We start from the raw sequence: 19,752 nt of genomic DNA on the forward strand, positions 1-19,752 counted from the left end.
GTTTGATGACGGGTTTGTGACATGGACAGGCGGCAATCCCGGCCGTTTGTCAGCCACGGGTTCAGTTGCGTGACATTTCCGGGTCGTGGACGCCGAGGCGACGCATTTCCAGCACGGTTGGCATGATCGATTCGATGCGGGCATCCACCCGGGCACGGCTGACATAGTCCAGTCCCGGCTGCTTGAGCAGGGCCTGGAACTGGATCAGCGCCTGTTCCGGGCGACCGTTCAGGTAAGCGGCCTCGGCATAGGCTTCGCTGGCGCGGGTGCTGTCGCCGGCCAGTTCGCTGGCACGGGCAAAGGTGGTCTGGAACACCGGGTCGTCGCTGGAACGGGCCAGCAGTGGCCGCAACATGGCCTGCGCGCGCTGGCCGGCCGCGACGCCGCCCTGTTCATTGAGGATGCGCGCATAGGTCAAGGCCACCGGCCGGCTCTGCGGCAGGCGCTTGAGCAGGGCGTCGAAGCGCTTGTTGGCCTCTTCGTGCTGTCCCCTGCGCGATTCGGCCTCGCCCAGGGCCAGGTTCACCCACAGGTTGTCCGGGTATTGCTGCAGCAGTTGCTGCAGTTCGGGCAGGGCCTGGGTAACGCCACCGGCGCCACCATCGCGCAGACGTGCGATGGCCACGCCGTAACGCTGCGGGTCGGTCAGGCCATCCTTCTGGCTGCGCTTGAGGCCTTCGTATTCGCGGACCAGTTCCGACGGAGTGGGCGCACTGAGCACGCGCAGGCGCTCGCGGGCCCAGTCGAATTGGCCGGTCGGGCCGCGTGGCAAGCTGGTGCCGGGCAGGGACAGCTGCAGGCCGGCCGGCAGCAGTGGATTGCCGCCGCTCAAGGGGCTGGCGCTGGTGTCGGGTGCGGAAGGATCCACACGCTCCTGCAGGATGCCGGTCGGCGTCTGCGTGGTCAGCAGCACCGTGTCCTTCTTCATCTGCTCGGCGCGGGCCTTGGCCTCGCTGATGCGGGTGATGTTGACCGGGTGGGTACGCAGGAAATCCGGCGTGGAATAACCGCCTTCATTGCCACGCATCGCCGCCGACATGCGCTCGAAGAAGCCGGCCATCGCATCCACGTCGTAGCCGCTGCGGGCCAGGGTACGGATGCCGAGACGGTCGGCCTCGGACTCATTGGAGCGGGTGAAATTGATCTGGCGCTGCTGCATCAGGCCCATGCCGGAGGTGATCGCGGCCATGGTGGCGTCGCCGGAGGAGTTGCCACCGGCCTGCTGCGCGGCGATCACCGCCGCCAGCATGCCGAGCAGGATCGGGATCTGGTCGCGCTGGGCGCGCTCCACTCCACGCAGCACATGTTGCTGGGTGACATGCGAGATTTCGTGCGACAGCACCGCGGCGACCTCGTCCTCGCGCTCGGCGGTCAACACCAGACCAGCATTCATGCCGATGTAACCGCCCAAGGTGGCAAAGGCGTTGATCTGGCGGTCCTTCATCATGAAGAACGTGTACTTCTGCTGCGGCTGGGCACTGTTGGAGCCGAGCCGTGTGCCCATGGTGCCGAGCCAGTCGTCGACCAGTGGATCGTCCAGCAGATAGCCGTAGTTGCGCAGTTCGCGCAGCATCATCCCGCCGTACTCGGCCTGCCGTGCCGGGGTCAGCAGCTCGCCGGCCGAGGAGCCGATGTCCGGCAGCTTGGTGTCATCGGCGTGCGACAGGGGCGCGGCAAGCGCCAGGGTGACGGCAGTGGCGAGCAGCAGGGTGCGCAAGCAGGAAACTCCAGAAGTGGCAGGGCGGAGGATGACCGGTAAGCACGGCGCCGGTGTGAAGCACAGGTTAACCTGCTGTGTTCCACCGCTGGCATCGATATCCGCGGCTGTCGGTACCATATATAGACAATGTTTCCAGTCAGGAGTTTCGTTGTGACAACGCAATCCACCACCGGCGGCGTGCCGGAGATCACCATCTACTCCACCGCTGTCTGCCCTTACTGTGTGGCCGCCAAGAACTTCCTGAAGAGCAAGGGCCAGTCCTGGACCGAGGTTCGCATCGACCTGGACCCGGTCGAGCGCGAGAAGATGATGGCCTTGACCAAGCGCACCAGCGTGCCGCAGATCTTCGTCGGCGACGTCCATGTGGGCGGTTACGACGACATGATGGCGCTGCATCGTGCCGGCAAGCTGGAGCCGCTGCTGGCCGGGCAGGGCGCATGAGCGGCAGCGAAAAGGACCGCCTGGCCGAGTTCACCGAGTTCCGCCAGCGCATGAACCAGCGCATCCTGGCCGAGCCCAACCAGGTGGTGCGGCGCTTCTTCGCGCTGGATACCCAGACCTACCAGGCTGGCGCGCTGGACGTGAAGACCAAGGAGCTGCTGGGCCTGGTCGCCTCGCTGGTGCTGCGCTGCGATGACTGCATCAGCTACCACGTTGCGCAATGCAAGGATGCCGGGGTCAACCGTGAAGAGTTCTTCGAGACCTTCTCGGTGGGCCTGGTGGTGGGCGGATCCATCGTCATTCCGCACCTGCGGCGGGCGGTGGACTTCCTGGACCAGTTGGAGAGCGGGGCGGCCGAGGCGCCGGCCGGTCACGACCACAGCTGAACCCCAGACCTTCGTCCAGTTGGGGCTGGCGCGGCTGATCAGGCATAATTGACAGTTGAAACCTTTTCAATCGCGCCGGTATCCGGGCAGCCGGATGGCGCATTCCCTCCTCCCTGTTCGGAATACCTAGAAATGACGCAGACAATCACCGTCATCCGCGGCGATGGCATCGGCCCGGAAATCATGGACGCCACCCTGTTCGTGCTGGACAAGCTGGGCACCGGCCTGTCCTACGAATTCGCCGACGCCGGCCTGGCCGCCCTGGAAAAGCACGGTGAGCTGATCCCGGCTTCCACCCTGGAGTCGATCACCAAGCACAAGGTCGCCCTGAAGAGCCCGCTGACCACCCCGGTCGGTGGCGGTTTCAGCTCGATCAACGTTGCCCTGCGTCGCCAGTTCGACCTGTATGCCAACGTGCGCCCGGCCATCTCGTTCCCGAACACCAAGTCGCGCTACGAGAACATCAACATGATCACGGTGCGTGAGAACACCGAAGGCGCCTATCTGGCCGAAGGCCAGGAAGTGTCGGCCGACGGCGAGACCGCGTTCTCCGGCACCCGCATCACCCGCAAGGGCTCCGAGCGCATCGTGCGTTACGCCTTCGAACTGGCCAAGAGCACCGGCCGCAAGAAGGTCACCGCCGTGCACAAGGCCAACATCATCAAGTCGACCTCGGGCCTGTTCCTGAACGTTGCCCGCGAAGTTGCCGCCGAGTACCCGGAAATCGAATTCCAGGAAATGATCGTCGACAACGCCTGCATGCAGCTGGTGATGCGTCCGGAGCAGTTCGACATCCTGGTCACCACCAACCTGTTCGGCGACATCATCTCCGACCTGTGCGCTGGTCTGGTCGGCGGCCTGGGCCTGGCCCCGGGTGCCAACATCGGCAAGGACGCGGCGATCTTTGAAGCCGTGCACGGCACCGCACCGGACATCGCCGGTCAGGGCAAGGCCAACCCGGTCGCACTGATGCTGGCGGCCGCACAGATGCTGGACCACGTCGGCCAGCCGGAAAACGCCGAGCGCCTGCGCAAGGCCATCGTTGCCACGATGGAAGCCAAGGATTCGCTGACCGGCGACCTGGGCGGCACCGGCACCACCATGGGCTTCGCCCAGGCCATCGCCAGCCGCGTCTGATTGCAGCTGCGGTAGTTGGTGTTGCAGAAAACGGAGCGCGAAAGCGCTCCGTTTTCGTTGATGTTTCGTTGATGTAGTGCCGAGAATGGCTCGGCACTACAGAACAACAAAGGACGCCCAATGGGCGCCCTTTGCATGCAACCTGCCGCAGCTGCCTCAGTTGCGCGACTGCAGCTTCGACAGCAGGCGCAGGAACTCGATGTACAGCCACACCAAGGTGACCATCAGCCCGAACGCGCCGTACCACTCCATGTACTTCGGAGCGCCGGCTTCCACGCCGCTTTCGATGAAGTCGAAATCCAGCACCAGGTTCAGCGCGGCAATCACCACCACGAACAGGCTGAAGCCAATGCCGATCAGGCCCGAGCCGTGGATATAGGGGATGTTGATGTTGAACAGGCCCAGCACGATGGTGGCCAGGTACACCAGGGCGATGCCGCCGGTGGCCGCGACTACGCCGAGCTTGAAGTTCTCGGTGGCCTTGATCAGGCCGCTGCGGTAGGCGAACAGCAGCGCGAACAGCGTGCCGAAGGTCAGCAGCACGGCCTGGAACACGATGCCGTTGAAACGCACTTCATAGATCGCGGAGATCGAACCAAGGAACAGGCCCTCGGCCAGCGCATACAACGGCGCGCTGACCGGTGCCCAGGTCTTCTTGAAGATGGTCACCAGCGACAGGATGAAGCCGACGATCAGGCCGCCCCACATGTAGAACTTGGCTGCCGGCAGCAACTCGCCGCTGTCGCCGATGGTGCCGTTCCATGCGAACGCTGCGGTCAATGCGGCGAGCAGCAGCAGGAAGCCGGTCTTGTTGACGGTGCCGTTGATGGTCATCGCATCGGCGCCGCGTGACACCACGCTGCCGCTGCCAAGGTCGAGGAAGGTGGATTCGGAAAGGGCAGGGTTGCCGCTGCGCATGCAATGCTCCGTTGCTATGAAGTGGGCGGGAAACGGATGCCAGCATACCCAAATTAAACAAAATGAAATTTACCGTTGACAGACAGGCGCGTTCTTCCCACAATAGCCGACCTTTCCGGGGCATCGGAGAGATTCACCGCCGGGGTATAGCGCAGTCTGGTAGCGCGCCTGCTTTGGGAGCAGGATGTCGGGGGTTCGAATCCCTCTACCCCGACCATCCAACGCACCAAGCGCGTGTTGGAGTGCGACAATCCGGTCAGAGCGCCCGTAGCTCAACTGGATAGAGCACCGGCCTTCTAAGCCGGCGGTTACAGGTTCGATTCCTGTCGGGCGCGCCATCAGGTGCAAGCGGTAGGTGAGTAGGGTTTCAGTGGTGGCTGTAGCTCAGTTGGTTAGAGTACCGGATTGTGATTCCGGTGGTCGGGGGTTCGAATCCCCTCAGCCACCCCACTGTTTCAGGGCTTCGGAGTGAAATCCGGGCTTGCAATAAAAACCAGGTTGCGGCATTATTCGCCTCCTGATTTTCAGGGCTGTTAGCTCAGTTGGTAGAGCAGTTGACTCTTAATCAATAGGTCCAAGGTTCGAATCCTTGACAGCCCACCAAATCAAGAAAGCCGTTGGAGCAATCCAGCGGCTTTCTCTTTTTATGTAAGCCCGGTGTTTTGGGCAGGTGCGTAAGACGCTCAATGTAGTGTAGAATTCACCTCGAAGTTTCAGGGCTGTTAGCTCAGTTGGTAGAGCAGTTGACTCTTAATCAATAGGTCCAAGGTTCGAATCCTTGACAGCCCACCAAATTGGAAAAGCCGCTGGAGAAATCTGGCGGCTTTTTTCTTGAAAGGGGCCGGTGCAGGTGGTCGGCGCTGGTTGCGGGCGGGGCAGCTGGGAGCGGCTTCCGCTTTGTTGGCGCTCCTGCAACAATGGCGCCCTGAGTCAGTATTGCGAAAGTGGCGGAATTGGTAGACGCCCTGGATTTAGGTTCCAGTGCCGCAAGGCGTGGGGGTTCGAGTCCCCCCTTTCGCACCAGTCAGCGGTGTTCTCTGCCCGCTGCGGGCCTTTTCAGACAACCTGTATGGGTCTGCCCGCTGGCGGCCACGGGCGATATCGGCCAAACTAAAGGGCTGCGGTGCAAACCGCGCCCTACAACCGTTTCATCCATCACATCGAACCGGGGCGGTTGCCGCCGGTGGCAGGAGTCAACATGCAAGCTTCGATCGAATCCACCGGCAATCTGGAACGCCGCCTGAGCTTCTCGCTGCCGGAAGAGCGTCTGCAGGGGCACATCAGCGGCCGTCTGGGCGAAATCGCGCGCACCGCGCGCATCAAGGGTTTCCGCCCGGGCAAGGTGCCGGCCAAGGTGATCGAGCAGCGTTTTGGCCCGCAGGTGCGCGCCGAGGCGCTGGACGGCCTGCTGCGCGAGACCTTCGATGCCGCCCTGCGCCAGCACGAGCTGCGCATTGCCGGTAACCCGCGCATCGACAAGGCCGGCGAAGGCGAGTTCGACTTCGTTGCCACCGTCGAGCTGATCCCGGACTTCGGCGACGTCGACGTCACCAAGCTGACCGTCGTGCGCCACACCGCCGAAATCAGCGATGCCGACATCGACCAGATGATCGAGAACCTGCGCGCCCAGCGCCGCAGCTGGAAGCCGGTTGCACGCGGCGCCCAGGAAGGCGATCTGGTCGGCCTGGAAACCTGGTCGCAGGCGGGTGATGAGCGTCTGCCGGCCGAGGGTGTCGAGAAGGGCACCATCATCGTCGGCCAGGGCATGATGTTCGAGCAGATCGAGAAGGGCCTGATCGGCCTGGCCAAGGGCGAGGAAAAGACCCTGGACGTCGAGTTCCCGGCGGACTGGCGCGTGCCGGCACTGGCGGGCAAGACCGTGCAGGTCACCGTCAAGGTCGTTGAAGTGTCCGAGCAGGAGATGCCGGAAGTCGACGCTGCCTTCATCAAGAGCTTCGGCGTGAAGAATGGCGACGTGGAGCAGTTCCGCGCCGACATCCGTTCCAACCTGGAGCGCGAGCTCAAGGGCGCGCTGATGAACCGCCTGCGCCGCGAAGTGGGTGAGCAGCTGATCGCCGCCTATTCCTCGGTCGAGCTGCCGCCGCGCCTGGTCGAGGGCGAAGCCCGCTCGATGCTGGCCCAGCAGATCGATGCCATCCGTCGCCAGGGCGGCAACCCGGGCGAAGTGCCGGCCGATGCCCACGAAGGCTTCAAGGACGCCGCTTCCAAGCGCGTGCTGGTCGGCCTGCTGGTCGGTGAAGTCGCCCGCAAGAACGAGCTGCGCCTGGATCCGAAGCGCCTGAACGAAACCATGCGTCTGATCGCCTCGACCTACGAAGAGCCGGAGCAGGTCATTGAGATGTACCGCAATGACCCCCAGCTTATGGCTGGCCTGCAGAACCGTGTGATGGAAGAGCAGGTGATCGACTGGATCGCCGAGCGTGCCCAGCACACCGAGCAGGCCTTGACGTTCCAGGAAGCCATCCGCCAGTAAGCTGGCGGTGTTTCATCCCCGCGCCACGGCGCGGGGAGTTCCCTCCCAAAATAGGTGCCTCACGTAATGGACAACCGAACCAAAGCTCTGAACATGGTTCCGATGGTGGTCGAACAGACCAGCCGCGGCGAGCGCGCCTACGATATCTATTCGCGCCTGCTCAAAGAGCGCCTGATTTTCCTGGTCGGTCCGATCGACGACCATATGGCGAACGTTGTGGTCGCGCAGCTGCTGTTCCTTGAGTCGGAAAACCCGGAAAAGGAAATCAGCATCTACATCAACTCGCCGGGCGGCGTGGTCACTGCCGGCATGGCGATCTACGACACCATGCAGTACATCAAGCCGGACGTGAGCACCACCTGCATCGGCCAGGCCGCCTCGATGGGCGCGCTGCTACTGGCGGCCGGTGCGCCGGGCAAGCGCTTCGCGCTGCCGAACTCGCGCGTGATGATCCACCAGCCGCTCGGCGGCTACCAGGGCCAGGCTACGGACATCGACATCCACGCCCGTGAAATCCTGACCCTGCGTTCGCGCCTGAACGAAGTGCTGGCCAAGCACACCGGCCAGGACCTGGAGACCATCGCCCGCGACACCGAGCGTGACAACTTCAAGAGCGCGGCCGAAGCTGCAGCTTACGGCCTGGTGGACCAGGTGCTGGAGCGCCGTCCGGAAGAGAGCATCCAGGCCTCCTGATGCGTTGAACGGCCAGAAAATCGGCCTGATTTTGCAGGGTCGGAACCGGACTGGTGTCCCTCCGGCCCTGTGTTATTCTCGAATTTGAACCCCCTGTTCAGAGGGGGAAGCAACTGGGTAAGCGAAGCATGAGCGAAGACCGGCAAGGTCGTACCGGGGACAGCAGCGGCAAGATTCTGTACTGCTCGTTCTGCGGCAAGAGTCAGCACGAAGTTCGTAAGCTGATCGCGGGCCCGAGCGTGTTCATCTGTGATGAATGCGTGGAGCTGTGCAACGACATCATCCGTGAGGAACTTGAGGAAAAGGCGCAGTCGGCGCGCAGTTCGCTGCCCAAGCCGCGCGAGATCCTCGAGGTGCTCGACCAGTACGTGATTGGCCAGAACCGTGCCAAGCGCACCCTGGCGGTTGCGGTGTACAACCACTACAAGCGCATCGAGAGTCGTTCCAAGAGCGACGACGTCGAGCTGTCCAAGTCCAATATCCTGCTGGTCGGCCCGACCGGTTCGGGCAAGACGCTGCTGGCCGAAACGCTGGCGCGCCTGCTCAACGTGCCGTTCACCATGGCCGATGCGACCACCCTGACCGAAGCCGGTTACGTGGGCGAGGATGTGGAAAACATCATCCAGAAGCTGCTGCAGAAGTGCGACTACGATGTCGAGAAGGCACAGCAGGGCATCGTCTACATCGATGAAATCGACAAGATCTCGCGCAAGAGCGAGAACCCGTCGATCACCCGTGACGTGTCCGGCGAAGGCGTGCAGCAGGCGCTGCTGAAGCTGATCGAAGGCACGGTTGCCAGCGTTCCGCCGCAGGGCGGCCGCAAGCACCCGCAGCAGGAATTCCTGCAGGTCGACACCAAGAACATCCTGTTCATCTGCGGCGGCGCGTTCGCCGGCCTGGACAAGGTGATCCAGGCGCGTTCCACCGACACCAGCAGCATCGGTTTCGGTGCCAAGGTGAAGAGCGCCGAGCGCAAGCAGGAAGTGGGCAAGGTGCTGGCTGAAGTGGAGCCGGAAGACCTGATCAAGTTCGGCCTGATCCCGGAGTTCGTTGGCCGCCTGCCGGTGGTCGCGACCCTGGAAGAGCTGGACGAAGCGGCCCTGATCCAGATCCTGACCGAGCCCAAGAACGCCATCACCAAGCAGTTCAAGAAGCTGTTCGAGATGGAAAACGTGGAGCTGGAGTTCCGTCCCGATGCGCTGTCGGCCATCGCCAAGAAGGCGCTCAAGCGCAAGACCGGCGCCCGTGGCCTGCGCACCATCGTCGAATCGGTGCTGCTGGACACCATGTACGAGCTGCCCTCGCAGGAAAATGTCAGCAAGGTGGTGGTGGACGAGTCGGTCATCGAGAACAAATCCGAGCCGTACATCGTCTACCAGACGCCGCCGGAACCGGTCAAAACCGCCTCGGGCGAGTGAACCCGGGCGAACTGAGGTGAATAGGCGGTTGCGCCGCTCACGTTCAGCTTTCGACAGCTCTTGCAACACCTCGCCGATGGCCCCATAACGGGGCCATCGGCTTTTTTATTTAGCCTCCACCGAATCTCGGAGCCCCCATGGCCCAGTCCCAACTCGAAGTCCTCGACCTGCCGGTCCTGCCGCTGCGCGACGTGGTGGTGTTCCCGCACATGGTCATCCCCCTGTTCGTGGGCCGCGACAAGTCCATGCAGGCGCTGGAGCGCGCGATGGAGGCCGACAAGCGCATCCTGCTGCTGGCGCAGAAGTCCGCCGAAACCGACGACCCGGCCGCCGCTGACCTGTACACGGTCGGCACCCTGGCGCAGGTGCTGCAACTGCTGAAGCTGCCCGATGGCACCATCAAGGTGCTGGTCGAGGGCCTGTCGCGCGTCGCCGTGGACAAGATCTACGAGCAGGACGGTTCGCTGCAGGGCCACGGCGTGGAGATCGAATCGGACGAATCGCGCGAGCCGCGCGAGATCGAGGCGATCGCCCGTTCGCTGATGTCGCTGTTCGAACAGTACGTCAAGACCAATCGCAAGCTGCCGCCGGAGTTGCTGCAGACCCTGGCCGGCATCGATGAGCCGACGCGCCTGGCCGATACCATTGCCGCGCACATCGGCGTGCGCCTGGCCGACAAGCAGAAGTTGCTGGAAACCCTGCAGGTCGGTGACCGTCTGGAAATGCTGGTCGGCCTGGTCGACGGCGAAATCGACGTACAACAGCTGGAGAAGCGCATCCGCGGTCGCGTCAAATCGCAGATGGAAAAGAGCCAGCGCGAGTACTACCTCAACGAGCAGATGAAGGCCATCCAGAAAGAACTGGGTGACCTGGATGAAGCGCCGGGTGAGATGGAAGAACTGGCGCGCAAGATCGCCGAAGCCGGCATGCCCAAGCCGGTGGAAACCAAGGCCAAGAACGAGCTCAACAAGCTCAAGCAGATGTCGCCGATGTCGGCAGAAGCTGCGGTCGTGCGCAACTACCTGGAGTGGCTGTTGGGCGTGCCGTGGAAGAAGCGCACCAAGGTCCGCAAGGATCTGAAGGTCGCCCAGGACACGCTGGATGCCGACCATTACGGCCTGGACAAGGTCAAGGATCGCATCCTTGAATACCTCGCCGTGCAGTCGCGGGTGAAGCAGATGAAGGGCCCGATCCTGTGCCTGGTCGGTCCGCCGGGCGTGGGCAAGACCTCGCTGGGTCAGTCCATCGCCAAGGCCACCAACCGCAAGTTCGTGCGCATGAGCCTGGGCGGTGTGCGTGACGAGGCCGAGATCCGTGGCCATCGCCGCACCTACGTCGGCTCGATGCCGGGTCGCATCGTGCAGAACCTCAACAAGGTCGGCAGCAAGAATCCACTGTTCGTGCTGGATGAGATCGACAAGATGTCGATGGATTTCCGCGGCGACCCGTCCTCGGCCCTGCTCGAAGTGCTGGACCCGGAACAGAACAACGCCTTCAACGATCACTACCTTGAGGTCGACCTGGACCTGAGCGAAGTGATGTTCGTGGCTACCTCCAATTCCTTGAACATTCCCGGCCCGTTGCTGGACCGCATGGAAGTGATCCGCATCCCGGGTTACACCGAGGACGAGAAGCTCAACATCGCCACCCGCTACCTGGTGCCCAAGCAGCTCAAGGCCAATGGCCTGAAGGTGGAGGAGCTGGCCATCGAGGAAGACGCCATCCGTGGCATCGTGCGCTATTACACGCGCGAGTCCGGCGTGCGTAACCTTGAGCGCGAAATCGCCAAGATCTGCCGCAAGGTAGTCAAGGAAATCGCGCTGGCAGGCCCGCAGCCGGTGAAGAAGGCGGCCAAGAAGACCGCGAAGAAGCCCAGGGCGCTGGTGGTGGTTGATGCCGGCAACCTGGACAAGTACCTGGGTGTGCAGCGCTTCGACTTCGGCCGTGCCGAGGAGGAGAACGAGATCGGCCTGGTCACCGGCCTGGCCTGGACCGAAGTCGGCGGCGACCTGCTGCAGATCGAGTCGACGCTGATCCCGGGCAAGGGCGCGGTGACGCTGACCGGCCAGTTGGGCAACGTAATGAAGGAATCGGCGACGGCGGCCTTGTCGGTGGTGCGTGCACGTGCCGAGTCGCTGGGTATCGACGTGGATTTCCTGCAGAAGCACGACGTGCACCTGCACGTGCCCGACGGTGCCACGCCGAAAGATGGCCCCAGCGCCGGCATCGCGATGGTGACCTCGTTGGTGTCCACGCTGACCAAGGTGCCGGTCAAGGCCGAAGTGGCGATGACCGGCGAGATCACCCTGCGTGGCCGCGTCACCGCCATCGGTGGCCTGAAGGAGAAGCTGCTGGCCGCACTGCGCGGTGGCATCCGTACCGTCATCATTCCCGACGAGAACCGCAAGGACCTGGCCGACATTCCGGCCAATGTCACCCGCGACCTGACCATCGTGCCGGTGAAGTGGATCGATGAGGTGCTGGATATCGCGCTGGCAACGCCGTTGGCACCGAAGAAAGCAGGCAAAAATGCGCAGCGCGTCGCAGTTCGCGGCAAGGCGAAGGCAGCTCCCACGGCCCGCGTCAAGCACTGAAATGTGAACGTAAAACCCCTCAAAACCCGCGTCATTAAAGGCTTTTCAGCTTGCGCGGGTAGGGGGGCGCTGGTATAAAAGTGCCACTCACGCAGCAGCTGATTTCGTGCTGGCGTGTTTGCAGGTTCTTCGGCGGTCGTGGGTCTTGGGGACGCACGGCTGCCACTCAAATAATTCCGCGGATTACCGCAAAGGGAGTTTTACAGAATGAACAAGACCGAATTGATCGATGGCGTTGCCGGTGCTGCTGACCTGTCCAAGGCTGAAGCTGGCCGTGCGGTTGATGCCGTCATCGCCGAGATCACCAAGGCCCTGAAGAAGGGCGAGGCCGTGACTCTGGTGGGCTTCGGTACGTTCCAGGTCCGCGAGCGCGCTGCGCGCACCGGCCGTAACCCGAAGACCGGCGAAGAGATCAAAATCGCCGCTGCAAAAAATCCTGCCTTCAAGGCTGGTAAAGCTCTGAAAGACGCTGTAAACTAAGCGGCTCAGCTGGGGTGCTTAGCTCAGCGGTAGAGCGTCTCCCTTACACGGAGAGGGTCGGGGGTTCGAAACCCTCAGCACCCACCAAGTTAAGCATTGCAGTACAGTTTGAAAGTGTGGAGCGGTAGTTCAGTTGGTTAGAATGCTGGCCTGTCACGCCGGAGGTCGCGGGTTCGAGTCCCGTCCGCTCCGCCAGTTGTCTCAAAGCCCTCGGCGCAAGCCGGGGGCTTTTTTTTGGTCCGCTATTGGCAGCGGCTGAGTTGGGCGCGGGGCAGGAAGCGGGTTAAACTGCCCGGCTCGCCACTCAGGCCTCGATTTGCCCATGCTGCAGAAACTTCGCGACAAGACCTCAGGCTGGATCGTTACGTTGATCATGGGCCTGTTGATGATCCCGTTCCTGTTTGTGATCGACAACAGCTACCTCGGTGGCGTCGGCGCACAGAACGTTGCCAAAGTGTCGGCCCCGCCGTCGTGGTGGACCTCGGCGCCGTCGTGGTGGCCGATGTCGTTCCTGTGGAACCACCATGAAGTCAGCGTCGAAGACTTCCGTGCCCGTTTCGAACAGGCACGCACGCAGGCGCGTGAGCAGCAGGGTGACAACTTCGACCCGCGTGAGTTCGAAACCGCGGAGAACAAGCGGCTGGTGCTCGATCAACTGATCGACGAGCAGGTCGTACGCCTGGCTGCCGAAGACGCGCATATCGTCATCGGCGACAAGGCCGTGCGCGATTACATCGCGGCGATCCCGGCGTTCCAGAAAGATGGCAAGTTCGATGCCGATCAGTACCGCTTGGCGCTGGCGCAGAGCATGCCGCCGCGTACCCCGGCGATGTTCGAGCAACTGGTGCGTTCGAGCCTGCAACAGTCGATCATTCCATCGGCACTGGCGCAGTCCGGCTTCGTGACCAAGGGTGAGAGCGAGCGCCTGCTGAAGTTGCTGGGCGAAACCCGTGACGTGGAGTTCGCGCTGCTGCCAGCCGTCGCGGCAGATACCGCTGCGGTCAGCGATGCCGAGATCGACCAGTGGTACAAGGCGCATCCGAAGGATTTCCGCCAGCCGGAGAACGTCACCATCGAGTACGTCGAGCTCAATGCTGCCAGCATGCCGGTTGCAACGGCCGCCGACGAGGCCACCCTGCGCCAGCGCTATGAAGACGAAAAGATGCGTTTTGTCAGCGCCGACCAGCGCCTGGCCTCGCACATCCTGATCACAGCCGGCAGCGACGAGAAGGCTGCAGAAGCCAAGGCGGCCAAGCTGGCCGCGGAAGCCAAGCAGCCGGGCGCCGACTTCGCCGCGCTGGCCAAGGCCAATTCGGAAGATCCGGGTTCCAAGGACGCCGGTGGCGACCTGGGCTGGGTCGAGAAGGGCGTGATGGACAAGTCCTTTGAGGACGCACTGTTCGCGATGAAGGCGGGTGAGGTGGTTGGCCCGGTCAAGAGCGCATTCGGTTACCACGTGCTGAAGCTGCGTGAGATCAAGGGTGGCGAAGGCCGTCCGTTCGAAGAAGTGCGTGACCAACTTGCTGCCGAGCAGCTGCAGGCCGATACCGAGAAGGCATTCAACGAGTTGAGCGGTCGCCTGGTCGATCTGGTTTACAAGAACCCGACCGAGCTGGGTGCAGCAGCCAAGGAAATCGGCGTGCCCGTGCAGACCCTGGGGCCGTTCGATCGCGCCACCGCCAGCGGCATCGCTGCCAATCCGGCGGTATTGAAGGCCGTGTTCTCCGACGCTTTGAAGGAAGACGGCACGGTCAGCGACCCGATCGAACTGGGCCCGAACCACAGCGTGATGGTGCGCGTCACCGCGCATACCCCGGAGCAGGCGATCCCGCTGGCGCAGGCGCGTGAGCAGGTGATTGCTGCGGTGCGCGCGCACCGCACCGAAGAGGCTTCGAAGAAGGCCGCTGATGCCTTGCTGGCCAAGTTGAACGGCGGCCAGACCCTGCAGGCACTGGCTGGCAGCGAACAGCTGCAGTTGCTGCCGATGCCGGGCCTGCCGCGCACTGCGCCGATGCCGACCGTTGAAGCCAACCGCGCCGCGTTCACCGTCGCCGCCCCGGTCGGCGACAAGCCGAGCTATGGCAAGGTGGAGATGGAGCCGGGCCGTTATGCGGTGTTTGCGGTGACCAAGGTGACCCCGGGCAACCCGGCCGAAGTGCCGGAAGCGCAGCAGGCCATGCTCAAGGACCAGCTGAGCCAGATCGACGGTGCCGCTGCCGCCAAGGCTTATGTCGATGGCATGCGCAAGCGCTACAAGGTGCAGGTGCAGGAATCGCAGCTCTGAGCATCTGAGCGATAAAAGCAAAAGCCCGGCGAAAGCCGGGCTTTTTTGTTGAGGTAGTGCCGAGCCATGCTCGGCAGGGGCGTTGCCCGTCACCTCTCCGCTTGTGGGAGCGGCGTAAGCCGCGAAGCTGACAAGCCATCGGGTTGCTGGCGGATGCCGGTGGTTTCATTGCTGCCGGCTTTGCGGCTTACGTCGCTCCTGCAAGCTGGGGTTGCCGGGAGAGCCCCTGCCGAGCATGGCTCGGCACTACATCAACGCAGGAGCCCGGCCATAGGCCGGGCTTCTGCTCTGGATTCTGTAGGAGCGGCGTAAGCCGCGAAGCTGGCAATTCATCAGATTGCTCACGGATGCCGGTGGTTTCATTGCTGCTGGTTTCGCGGCTTATGCCGCTCCTGCAAAAGCAGGGAGGATTGCTGGTAATGCCCCTGCCGAGCATGGCTCGGCACTACATCAAGCAGAAGCCCGGCCATTGGCCGGGCTTCTGCGTTTGTTCTCATGCGGGAGCGCTGGCTCAGCGCACTTCGTCGTAACGCAGCACCATGCCGGGCTTCAGTACGGCACTGGCATCCAGGTTATTGGACGACAGCAGGGTCTTGACCGAAATGCCATAGCGACGGGCGATGGTCCAGGCCGACTCGCCGCTGCGTACGGTGTGGCGGCGGCCATTACCGGCCGAGGCGACGGTCCGTGATGCCGCTGTTGGGCGGCTGCTGGCGACCGAGGAGGGTGCTGCTGGTGGCGCATCGCGGGTGGCGACCAGCACGCTCTCGCGGTTGTCGCTCTCGATGCTGCCGATGGCTGCAGCCGGTGCCAGCACCCGGGTGCCGGAGCGTGAACTGGTCAGCGCCGGGTTGAGTCGGGCTATGCGCGCCGGATCCAGTGCGTTCTGCGTCGACCAGGCCGCCAACGTGGTATTGGCCGGCAGGGTGTGGCCCTTGAGGATGGGCACCTGGCGATCCAAGGCAGCCATCAGGTCAGGGTCGTTCTCGGACTGTTCCAGCACGCAGGCCAGGGCATGCAGCTTTTCGACGTAGGCGTAGGTGATCGGCGACAGGCCAGGCAGCTCGGAGGCCGTGGCGTTCTGTGCGTTCATGCCGCCGCGGCGCAGCGACTGCAGGATGCGGTATTCGCCGGCGTTGTATGCCATCACCGCCAGCTGCCAGTCGCCGGCAAACATGCCGTGCAGGGTCTTCAGGTAACGCACCGCGGCGCGAGTGGAATCCACGGCCGACAGGCGGCCGTCATAGCCCTTTTCCATCGGCACGCGATGGTTGCGGGCGGTGGTGGCGATGAACTGCCACAGCCCGGCCGGGCCGCTGGCGTTGCGGGCGCCGGGGCGGTAGCCGCTTTCAACGAAGGGGATCAGCGCGAATTCGGTCGGCAGGCCGGCGCTGCGCAGTTCGTCGACGACATAGCCGAACAGCGGCAGCGCATCGTCCTCGACATTGCCCAGCCGTGCCGGGGCGTGCGAGAACTGCTTGCGCCAGCGAGGGCTGGTGGCTTCGGCATCACACTGCGGGGCGGCCAGGCCCTCACGGAAGTTGGCGAAGATCTCGCGGCCGTTACGGGTGGTCGCGGCCGGCAGCGACGCCGGATCCAGCGGCAATGCGGTCAGTGCGGCGACGTTCTGGGTCATGCCGGCGCTGATCGGGAGGCCTTGGGCGGCCAGCGTGCCGCTGCCCGTGCCCAACAACAACCCCAGCGCCAACGGCAGACAAAGCCGCCTCATGCGCGAAAACCGTCTTTCCACCGCCGCAATTCGGCGAAGACTTCCACCTCGTCGGTGGGCGCGCGGCCAAGCCGCGCGGCGATCGCTGCAACGATCGCGGTATCGGCAGTCCGCAGGAACGGATTGCATTCCAGTTCACTGGCCAGGACGGCGGGAACGGTAGGACGGGAACTGCTGCGCATGTCCGAGGCTTCCTGTTGGCGGCGCTGCAATGCCGCGTTGGTGGGGTCGACATGCCGCGCAAACACGGCATTGGCCAGCGTGTATTCGTGCCCGCAGCAGACCAGTGTCTGAGGGGGCAGGGCGGCCATTCGCCGGAGCGAGGCCAACATCTGGGCCGGCGTACCTTCGAACATGCGTCCACAGCCCAAGCTGAACAACATGTCGCCACTGAACAAATGGTCGTGGCCGTAGTAGGCAATATGGCTTCGGGTGTGACCGGGAACTTCCATCACGGTGAAGTCGAAGCCGGACAATTCTACCCGGTTGCCTTCGCTGACTCGTTCACATTCCAAGGCGATGCGTTCATCTTGCGGTGCCAATACCCGCAGCCGCGGCCAGCGCTGGCGCAATTCCGCCACCCCGCCGATGTGATCGTCGTGGTGATGGGTGAGCAGGACACCTGCAGGCTGCATGCCTTGCGCAGCGGCTTCGAAAACCGGGCCGGCCTGACCGGGGTCAACGAAAATCGTGCGGTCATCAGGCGTTTGCAGCGCCCAGATGTAGTTGTCCTGAAATGCGGGCAGGGCGATCAGTCGCATAGAATTGGAAAATGCCTGCCGCCAAGTCCCCCCGTCAAGCTGCAGTCTCGCCCTGGTTTGAGAAAGCCGGGGCGCAGGCGATGCGGGAATGGGAGCAGCGGCTGCTGTCTGAACAGATGCGCGGATTTCCCTCGCCGCCATGGCTGTGGATGGCGCCAAACGCCTTCTGGCGGCCAGCCCCCTCCCCGCAGGGGCGTGGCCTGCACCTGCACCGCGACCCGCAAGCGCCTGGCTGGGCAGGCGATCTGCGCTGCAGCCTGCCGCTGCCGCTGCCCAGCGAGTCGATCAAGGCCATCGTCATCGAGCACCCGGCGGCCGAGGAGCTGGAGCCCTTGCTGTCCGAATGTGCGCGGGTGCTGATGCCCGGCGGGCGGGTCTGGGTGACCCTGCTCAACCGCTGCAGTCCCTACCGCGCGCATTGGCAATGGCAGGGTGCGCGGCCGCCCTCGGTGGCACGTTGCAGGACACTATTGCAGCGGCAAGGCATACGATGTCGCTCGCTGCGGCACTATGGCCCGCTGTGGACGCAGTCGGGCAATACCCCGGGCACGGCTCTGCCGGCCCTGCGCGCCTTGTGCGTGCTGGAAGCTGAAAAACGCACCGCGGCCTTCATCGGCCCGATCAAGGCCAGTCGCGTCAGTTGGCGCGGCCCGGTGGCGACCTGAATTCAACGGAACACTATGAAGTCAATTGAAGTACATACCGATGGCGCCTGCCTCGGCAATCCCGGCCCCGGCGGATGGGGCGCGTTGTTGCGCTACAAGGGCCATGAGCGCGAGCTCGCCGGTGGCGAAGCCCACACCACCAACAACCGGATGGAGTTGATGGCCGCGATCATGGGCCTGGAGACGCTCAGCGAGCCCTGCAACATCACCTTGTTCACCGATTCGCAGTACGTACGCCAGGGCATCACCGAGTGGATGTCGGGCTGGGTGCGGCGCAACTGGAAGACCGCCGGCGGCGACCCGGTCAAGAACCGCGACCTGTGGGAGCGCCTGCACGAGGCCACCCAGCGCCATCAGATCGACTGGCGCTGGGTCAAAGGCCACTCCGGTGATCCGGACAACGAACGCGTGGACCAGTTGGCCCGCGATGCTGCAATCCGCGTGCGCGCTGGCGCCGCGAGCAACTGAGGTAGCTGATGCGCCAGATCGTCCTTGATACCGAAACCACCGGCCTGGAATGGAAGAAGGGCAACCGTGTGGTCGAAATCGGCTGTGTGGAACTGCTCGAGCGGCGGCCCAGCGGCAACAACTTCCACCGTTACCTGAAGCCGGATTGCGATTTTGAAGCGGGCGCCGCGGAAGTCACCGGCCTGTCGCTGGATTTCCTCGCCGACAAGCCGCGCTTCGAGGAGGTGGTGGATGAATTCCTCGCCTACGTGGATGGCGCCGAGCTGATCATCCACAACGCTTCGTTCGATATGGGCTTCCTCGAGAACGAGATGAGCCTGGCCGGCAAGGGCCGCCTGGCCAGCCGGGTGACGGTGACCGATACCCTGGCGATGGCGCGCGAGCGTTTCCCCGGGCAGCGCAACTCGCTGGACGCGCTGTGCCGGCGCCTGGGCGTGGACAACGCCCACCGCACCCTGCATGGCGGCCTGCTCGATGCGCAGATCCTGGCCGACGTCTATATCGCGTTGACCTCGGGCCAGGAAGAAATTGGTTTTGGCCAGCCCGAAGCCGAATCGACCAATGCCGGTGGCGTGGTGCAGGCATTCGATGTGTCGGCACTGCTGCCACGGCCGCGCGTACTGGTGACTGCCTCGGAGCAGGAAGCGCATGAGGCGCGCCTGGCCCGGTTGCGCAAGAAGGCTGGGCATGCCTGGTGGGACGGCGAGCCTGCGCCGGCAGCGGGCGAATCGGCCTGAGTCGTGCTGCTCGTTGACTGACGTGGCGTTCCGCCGCCCTAGTGGCAGCGGATCAGGACGACGGTGACATTGTCCGAGCCGCCGCCATCCAGCGCGGCGGCGACCAGTGCGTCCACGCACTCCTGCGCGCTGCAGTCGCCATGGGCCAGTGCCGCGCTGAGGCTGGCATCGTCCACTTCCTCGGTCAGCCCGTCACTGCACAGCAACAGCTGCATGCCGGGGCGCAGTTCGCCGGTGGTGATGGCGACGTTGAGATGGGCCGGATCGGTCACGCCCAATGCCTGGGTGACCACGTTGCGATGCGGATGGGCGCGCGCCTGCTCGGCGGTGAGCGTGCCCTGCGCGATCAGCTCCTGCACATAACTATGGTCCTGGCTGAGCTGGCCCAGCTTGCCGTCGCGCCACAGATAGGCACGGCTGTCGCCGACCCAGGCCACTTCGTAGCGATTGCCCTGCACGCGCGCGGCCACCACGGTGGTGCCCATCGGCAGACTGTCGTTGCGGCGACGGGAGGTGCGGATGATTTCCTCGTCGGCAGTACGGATGGCCTGGGCCAGCGCGGCACCATTGCGTACCTCGCGGACGATGGTTTCGCGCGCCAGCGCGCTGGCTACCTCGCCGCAGGCATGGCCGCCCATGCCATCGGCCACCAGCCACAAGCCGAGCTCACCGTCACCGTAATAGGTGTCTTCGTTGAGCTGGCGGCGCAGGCCGACGTGACTGAGGTGTCCAAATTCGATCATGGGTGCCCGGACGGGCGGTGTTTCGGCAGGGAAGGTCGCTGCATCATCGCGTTCATGGAGGTGTACGGCAAGCGCCTGCGGACA

At 63.8% G+C, this 19,752-nt stretch carries 17 protein-coding genes and 8 tRNA genes; 20 read left to right on the top strand and 5 right to left on the bottom strand.

Annotation, left to right across the window (positions count from 1 at the left end; all coding sequences use genetic code 11):
• Nucleotides 1-61 precede the first annotated feature (61 nt).
• Entirely contained in the window at nucleotides 62-1,717 is a 1,656-nt protein-coding gene (locus AC1VXC_RS09330) for a M48 family metalloprotease (RefSeq protein ID WP_313173796.1), read from the bottom strand.
• A gap of 129 nt (nucleotides 1,718-1,846) precedes the next feature.
• Here AC1VXC_RS09330 and grxC point away from each other — a divergent pair, with 129 nt between their 5' ends.
• The 3 genes from grxC to AC1VXC_RS09345 all read left to right on the top strand — a co-directional run bounded on the left by grxC (nucleotide 1,847) and on the right by AC1VXC_RS09345 (nucleotide 3,684).
• On the top strand, nucleotides 1,847-2,161 hold the full coding sequence (gene grxC, locus AC1VXC_RS09335) for a glutaredoxin 3 (protein WP_481539003.1): 315 nt from the start codon (nucleotides 1,847-1,849) through the stop codon (nucleotides 2,159-2,161).
• Entirely contained in the window at nucleotides 2,158-2,547 is a 390-nt protein-coding gene (locus AC1VXC_RS09340) for a carboxymuconolactone decarboxylase family protein (protein ID WP_313173798.1), read from the top strand. Before grxC ends, AC1VXC_RS09340 begins: the two co-directional genes overlap by 4 nt.
• A gap of 132 nt (nucleotides 2,548-2,679) precedes the next feature.
• Entirely contained in the window at nucleotides 2,680-3,684 is a 1,005-nt protein-coding gene (locus AC1VXC_RS09345) for an isocitrate dehydrogenase (RefSeq protein ID WP_312371658.1), read from the top strand.
• Between the two features lie 156 nt (nucleotides 3,685-3,840).
• On the opposite strand, the gene AC1VXC_RS09350 is transcribed toward AC1VXC_RS09345, so the two are convergent.
• Nucleotides 3,841-4,602: a Bax inhibitor-1/YccA family protein gene (locus AC1VXC_RS09350; RefSeq protein ID WP_313173800.1), complete on the bottom strand. Its 762-nt coding sequence runs from the start codon at nucleotides 4,600-4,602 to the stop codon at nucleotides 3,841-3,843.
• A gap of 140 nt (nucleotides 4,603-4,742) precedes the next feature.
• Between AC1VXC_RS09350 and AC1VXC_RS09355 the strand changes: the two genes are divergently transcribed.
• The 14 genes from AC1VXC_RS09355 (at nucleotide 4,743) to AC1VXC_RS09420 (ending at nucleotide 14,565) form a co-directional block, all read left to right on the top strand.
• Nucleotides 4,743-4,819 (top strand) — tRNA-Pro (locus AC1VXC_RS09355).
• Nucleotides 4,820-4,863: 44 nt separating this feature from the next.
• Nucleotides 4,864-4,940: transfer RNA gene (locus AC1VXC_RS09360), tRNA-Arg, on the top strand.
• A 35-nt stretch (nucleotides 4,941-4,975) separates the two neighbouring features.
• Nucleotides 4,976-5,052: transfer RNA gene (locus AC1VXC_RS09365), tRNA-His, on the top strand.
• A gap of 77 nt (nucleotides 5,053-5,129) precedes the next feature.
• Nucleotides 5,130-5,205: transfer RNA gene (locus tag AC1VXC_RS09370), tRNA-Lys, on the top strand.
• A gap of 113 nt (nucleotides 5,206-5,318) precedes the next feature.
• Nucleotides 5,319-5,394 (top strand) — tRNA-Lys (locus AC1VXC_RS09375).
• 146 nt (nucleotides 5,395-5,540) lie between these two features.
• Nucleotides 5,541-5,625, top strand: a tRNA-Leu gene (locus AC1VXC_RS09380).
• Nucleotides 5,626-5,800: 175 nt separating this feature from the next.
• Nucleotides 5,801-7,096, top strand: coding sequence for a trigger factor (tig, locus tag AC1VXC_RS09385; RefSeq protein WP_313173801.1), 1,296 nt, complete (start codon nucleotides 5,801-5,803; stop codon nucleotides 7,094-7,096).
• A 66-nt stretch (nucleotides 7,097-7,162) separates the two neighbouring features.
• Nucleotides 7,163-7,789 (top strand): ATP-dependent Clp endopeptidase proteolytic subunit ClpP, encoded by a 627-nt coding sequence (gene clpP, locus AC1VXC_RS09390; protein WP_057629317.1) that lies wholly within the window; start codon nucleotides 7,163-7,165, stop codon nucleotides 7,787-7,789.
• Nucleotides 7,790-7,917: 128 nt separating this feature from the next.
• Nucleotides 7,918-9,207: an ATP-dependent Clp protease ATP-binding subunit ClpX gene (gene clpX / locus AC1VXC_RS09395; RefSeq protein WP_313173802.1), complete on the top strand. Its 1,290-nt coding sequence runs from the start codon at nucleotides 7,918-7,920 to the stop codon at nucleotides 9,205-9,207.
• 137 nt (nucleotides 9,208-9,344) lie between these two features.
• Nucleotides 9,345-11,801: an endopeptidase La gene (gene lon / locus AC1VXC_RS09400; RefSeq protein ID WP_481539002.1), complete on the top strand. Its 2,457-nt coding sequence runs from the start codon at nucleotides 9,345-9,347 to the stop codon at nucleotides 11,799-11,801.
• Nucleotides 11,802-12,008: 207 nt separating this feature from the next.
• On the top strand, nucleotides 12,009-12,281 hold the full coding sequence (locus AC1VXC_RS09405; RefSeq protein ID WP_057629314.1) for an HU family DNA-binding protein: 273 nt from the start codon (nucleotides 12,009-12,011) through the stop codon (nucleotides 12,279-12,281).
• Nucleotides 12,282-12,293: 12 nt separating this feature from the next.
• A tRNA-Val gene (locus tag AC1VXC_RS09410) sits at nucleotides 12,294-12,368 on the top strand.
• A 31-nt stretch (nucleotides 12,369-12,399) separates the two neighbouring features.
• A tRNA-Asp gene (locus AC1VXC_RS09415) sits at nucleotides 12,400-12,476 on the top strand.
• 127 nt (nucleotides 12,477-12,603) lie between these two features.
• Entirely contained in the window at nucleotides 12,604-14,565 is a 1,962-nt protein-coding gene (locus AC1VXC_RS09420) for a peptidyl-prolyl cis-trans isomerase (protein ID WP_481539001.1), read from the top strand.
• A gap of 511 nt (nucleotides 14,566-15,076) precedes the next feature.
• On the opposite strand, the gene AC1VXC_RS09425 is transcribed toward AC1VXC_RS09420, so the two are convergent.
• Both AC1VXC_RS09425 and gloB read right to left on the bottom strand, forming a co-directional pair.
• Nucleotides 15,077-16,294 (bottom strand): lytic transglycosylase domain-containing protein, encoded by a 1,218-nt coding sequence (locus AC1VXC_RS09425; RefSeq protein ID WP_313173805.1) that lies wholly within the window; start codon nucleotides 16,292-16,294, stop codon nucleotides 15,077-15,079.
• Nucleotides 16,291-17,055 carry a hydroxyacylglutathione hydrolase gene (gene gloB, locus AC1VXC_RS09430; RefSeq protein WP_313173806.1) on the bottom strand — a complete coding sequence of 255 codons (765 nt, stop codon included), beginning with the start codon at nucleotides 17,053-17,055 and terminating at the stop codon, nucleotides 16,291-16,293. Before gloB ends, AC1VXC_RS09425 begins: the two co-directional genes overlap by 4 nt.
• An 11-nt stretch (nucleotides 17,056-17,066) precedes the next feature.
• Between gloB and AC1VXC_RS09435 the strand changes: the two genes are divergently transcribed.
• Genes AC1VXC_RS09435 through dnaQ form a run of 3 tightly spaced genes read left to right on the top strand, consistent with a single transcriptional unit; the run spans nucleotide 17,067 to nucleotide 18,925 of the window.
• A complete protein-coding gene (locus AC1VXC_RS09435) occupies nucleotides 17,067-17,720 on the top strand; it encodes a class I SAM-dependent methyltransferase (protein ID WP_481529196.1) in 654 nt (217 codons plus the stop codon).
• A 15-nt stretch (nucleotides 17,721-17,735) separates the two neighbouring features.
• Nucleotides 17,736-18,188, top strand: a complete 453-nt coding sequence (rnhA, locus tag AC1VXC_RS09440) for a ribonuclease HI (RefSeq protein ID WP_296247856.1) — start codon at nucleotides 17,736-17,738, stop codon at nucleotides 18,186-18,188.
• An 8-nt stretch (nucleotides 18,189-18,196) separates the two neighbouring features.
• Entirely contained in the window at nucleotides 18,197-18,925 is a 729-nt protein-coding gene (gene dnaQ / locus AC1VXC_RS09445; RefSeq protein ID WP_313173808.1) for a DNA polymerase III subunit epsilon, read from the top strand.
• 38 nt (nucleotides 18,926-18,963) lie between these two features.
• On the opposite strand, the gene AC1VXC_RS09450 is transcribed toward dnaQ, so the two are convergent.
• Entirely contained in the window at nucleotides 18,964-19,668 is a 705-nt protein-coding gene (locus tag AC1VXC_RS09450) for a PP2C family protein-serine/threonine phosphatase (protein ID WP_313173809.1), read from the bottom strand.
• Between the last annotated feature and the right edge of the window lie 84 nt (nucleotides 19,669-19,752).

It is taken from the genome of Stenotrophomonas sp. STEN033 (assembly GCF_056856655.1).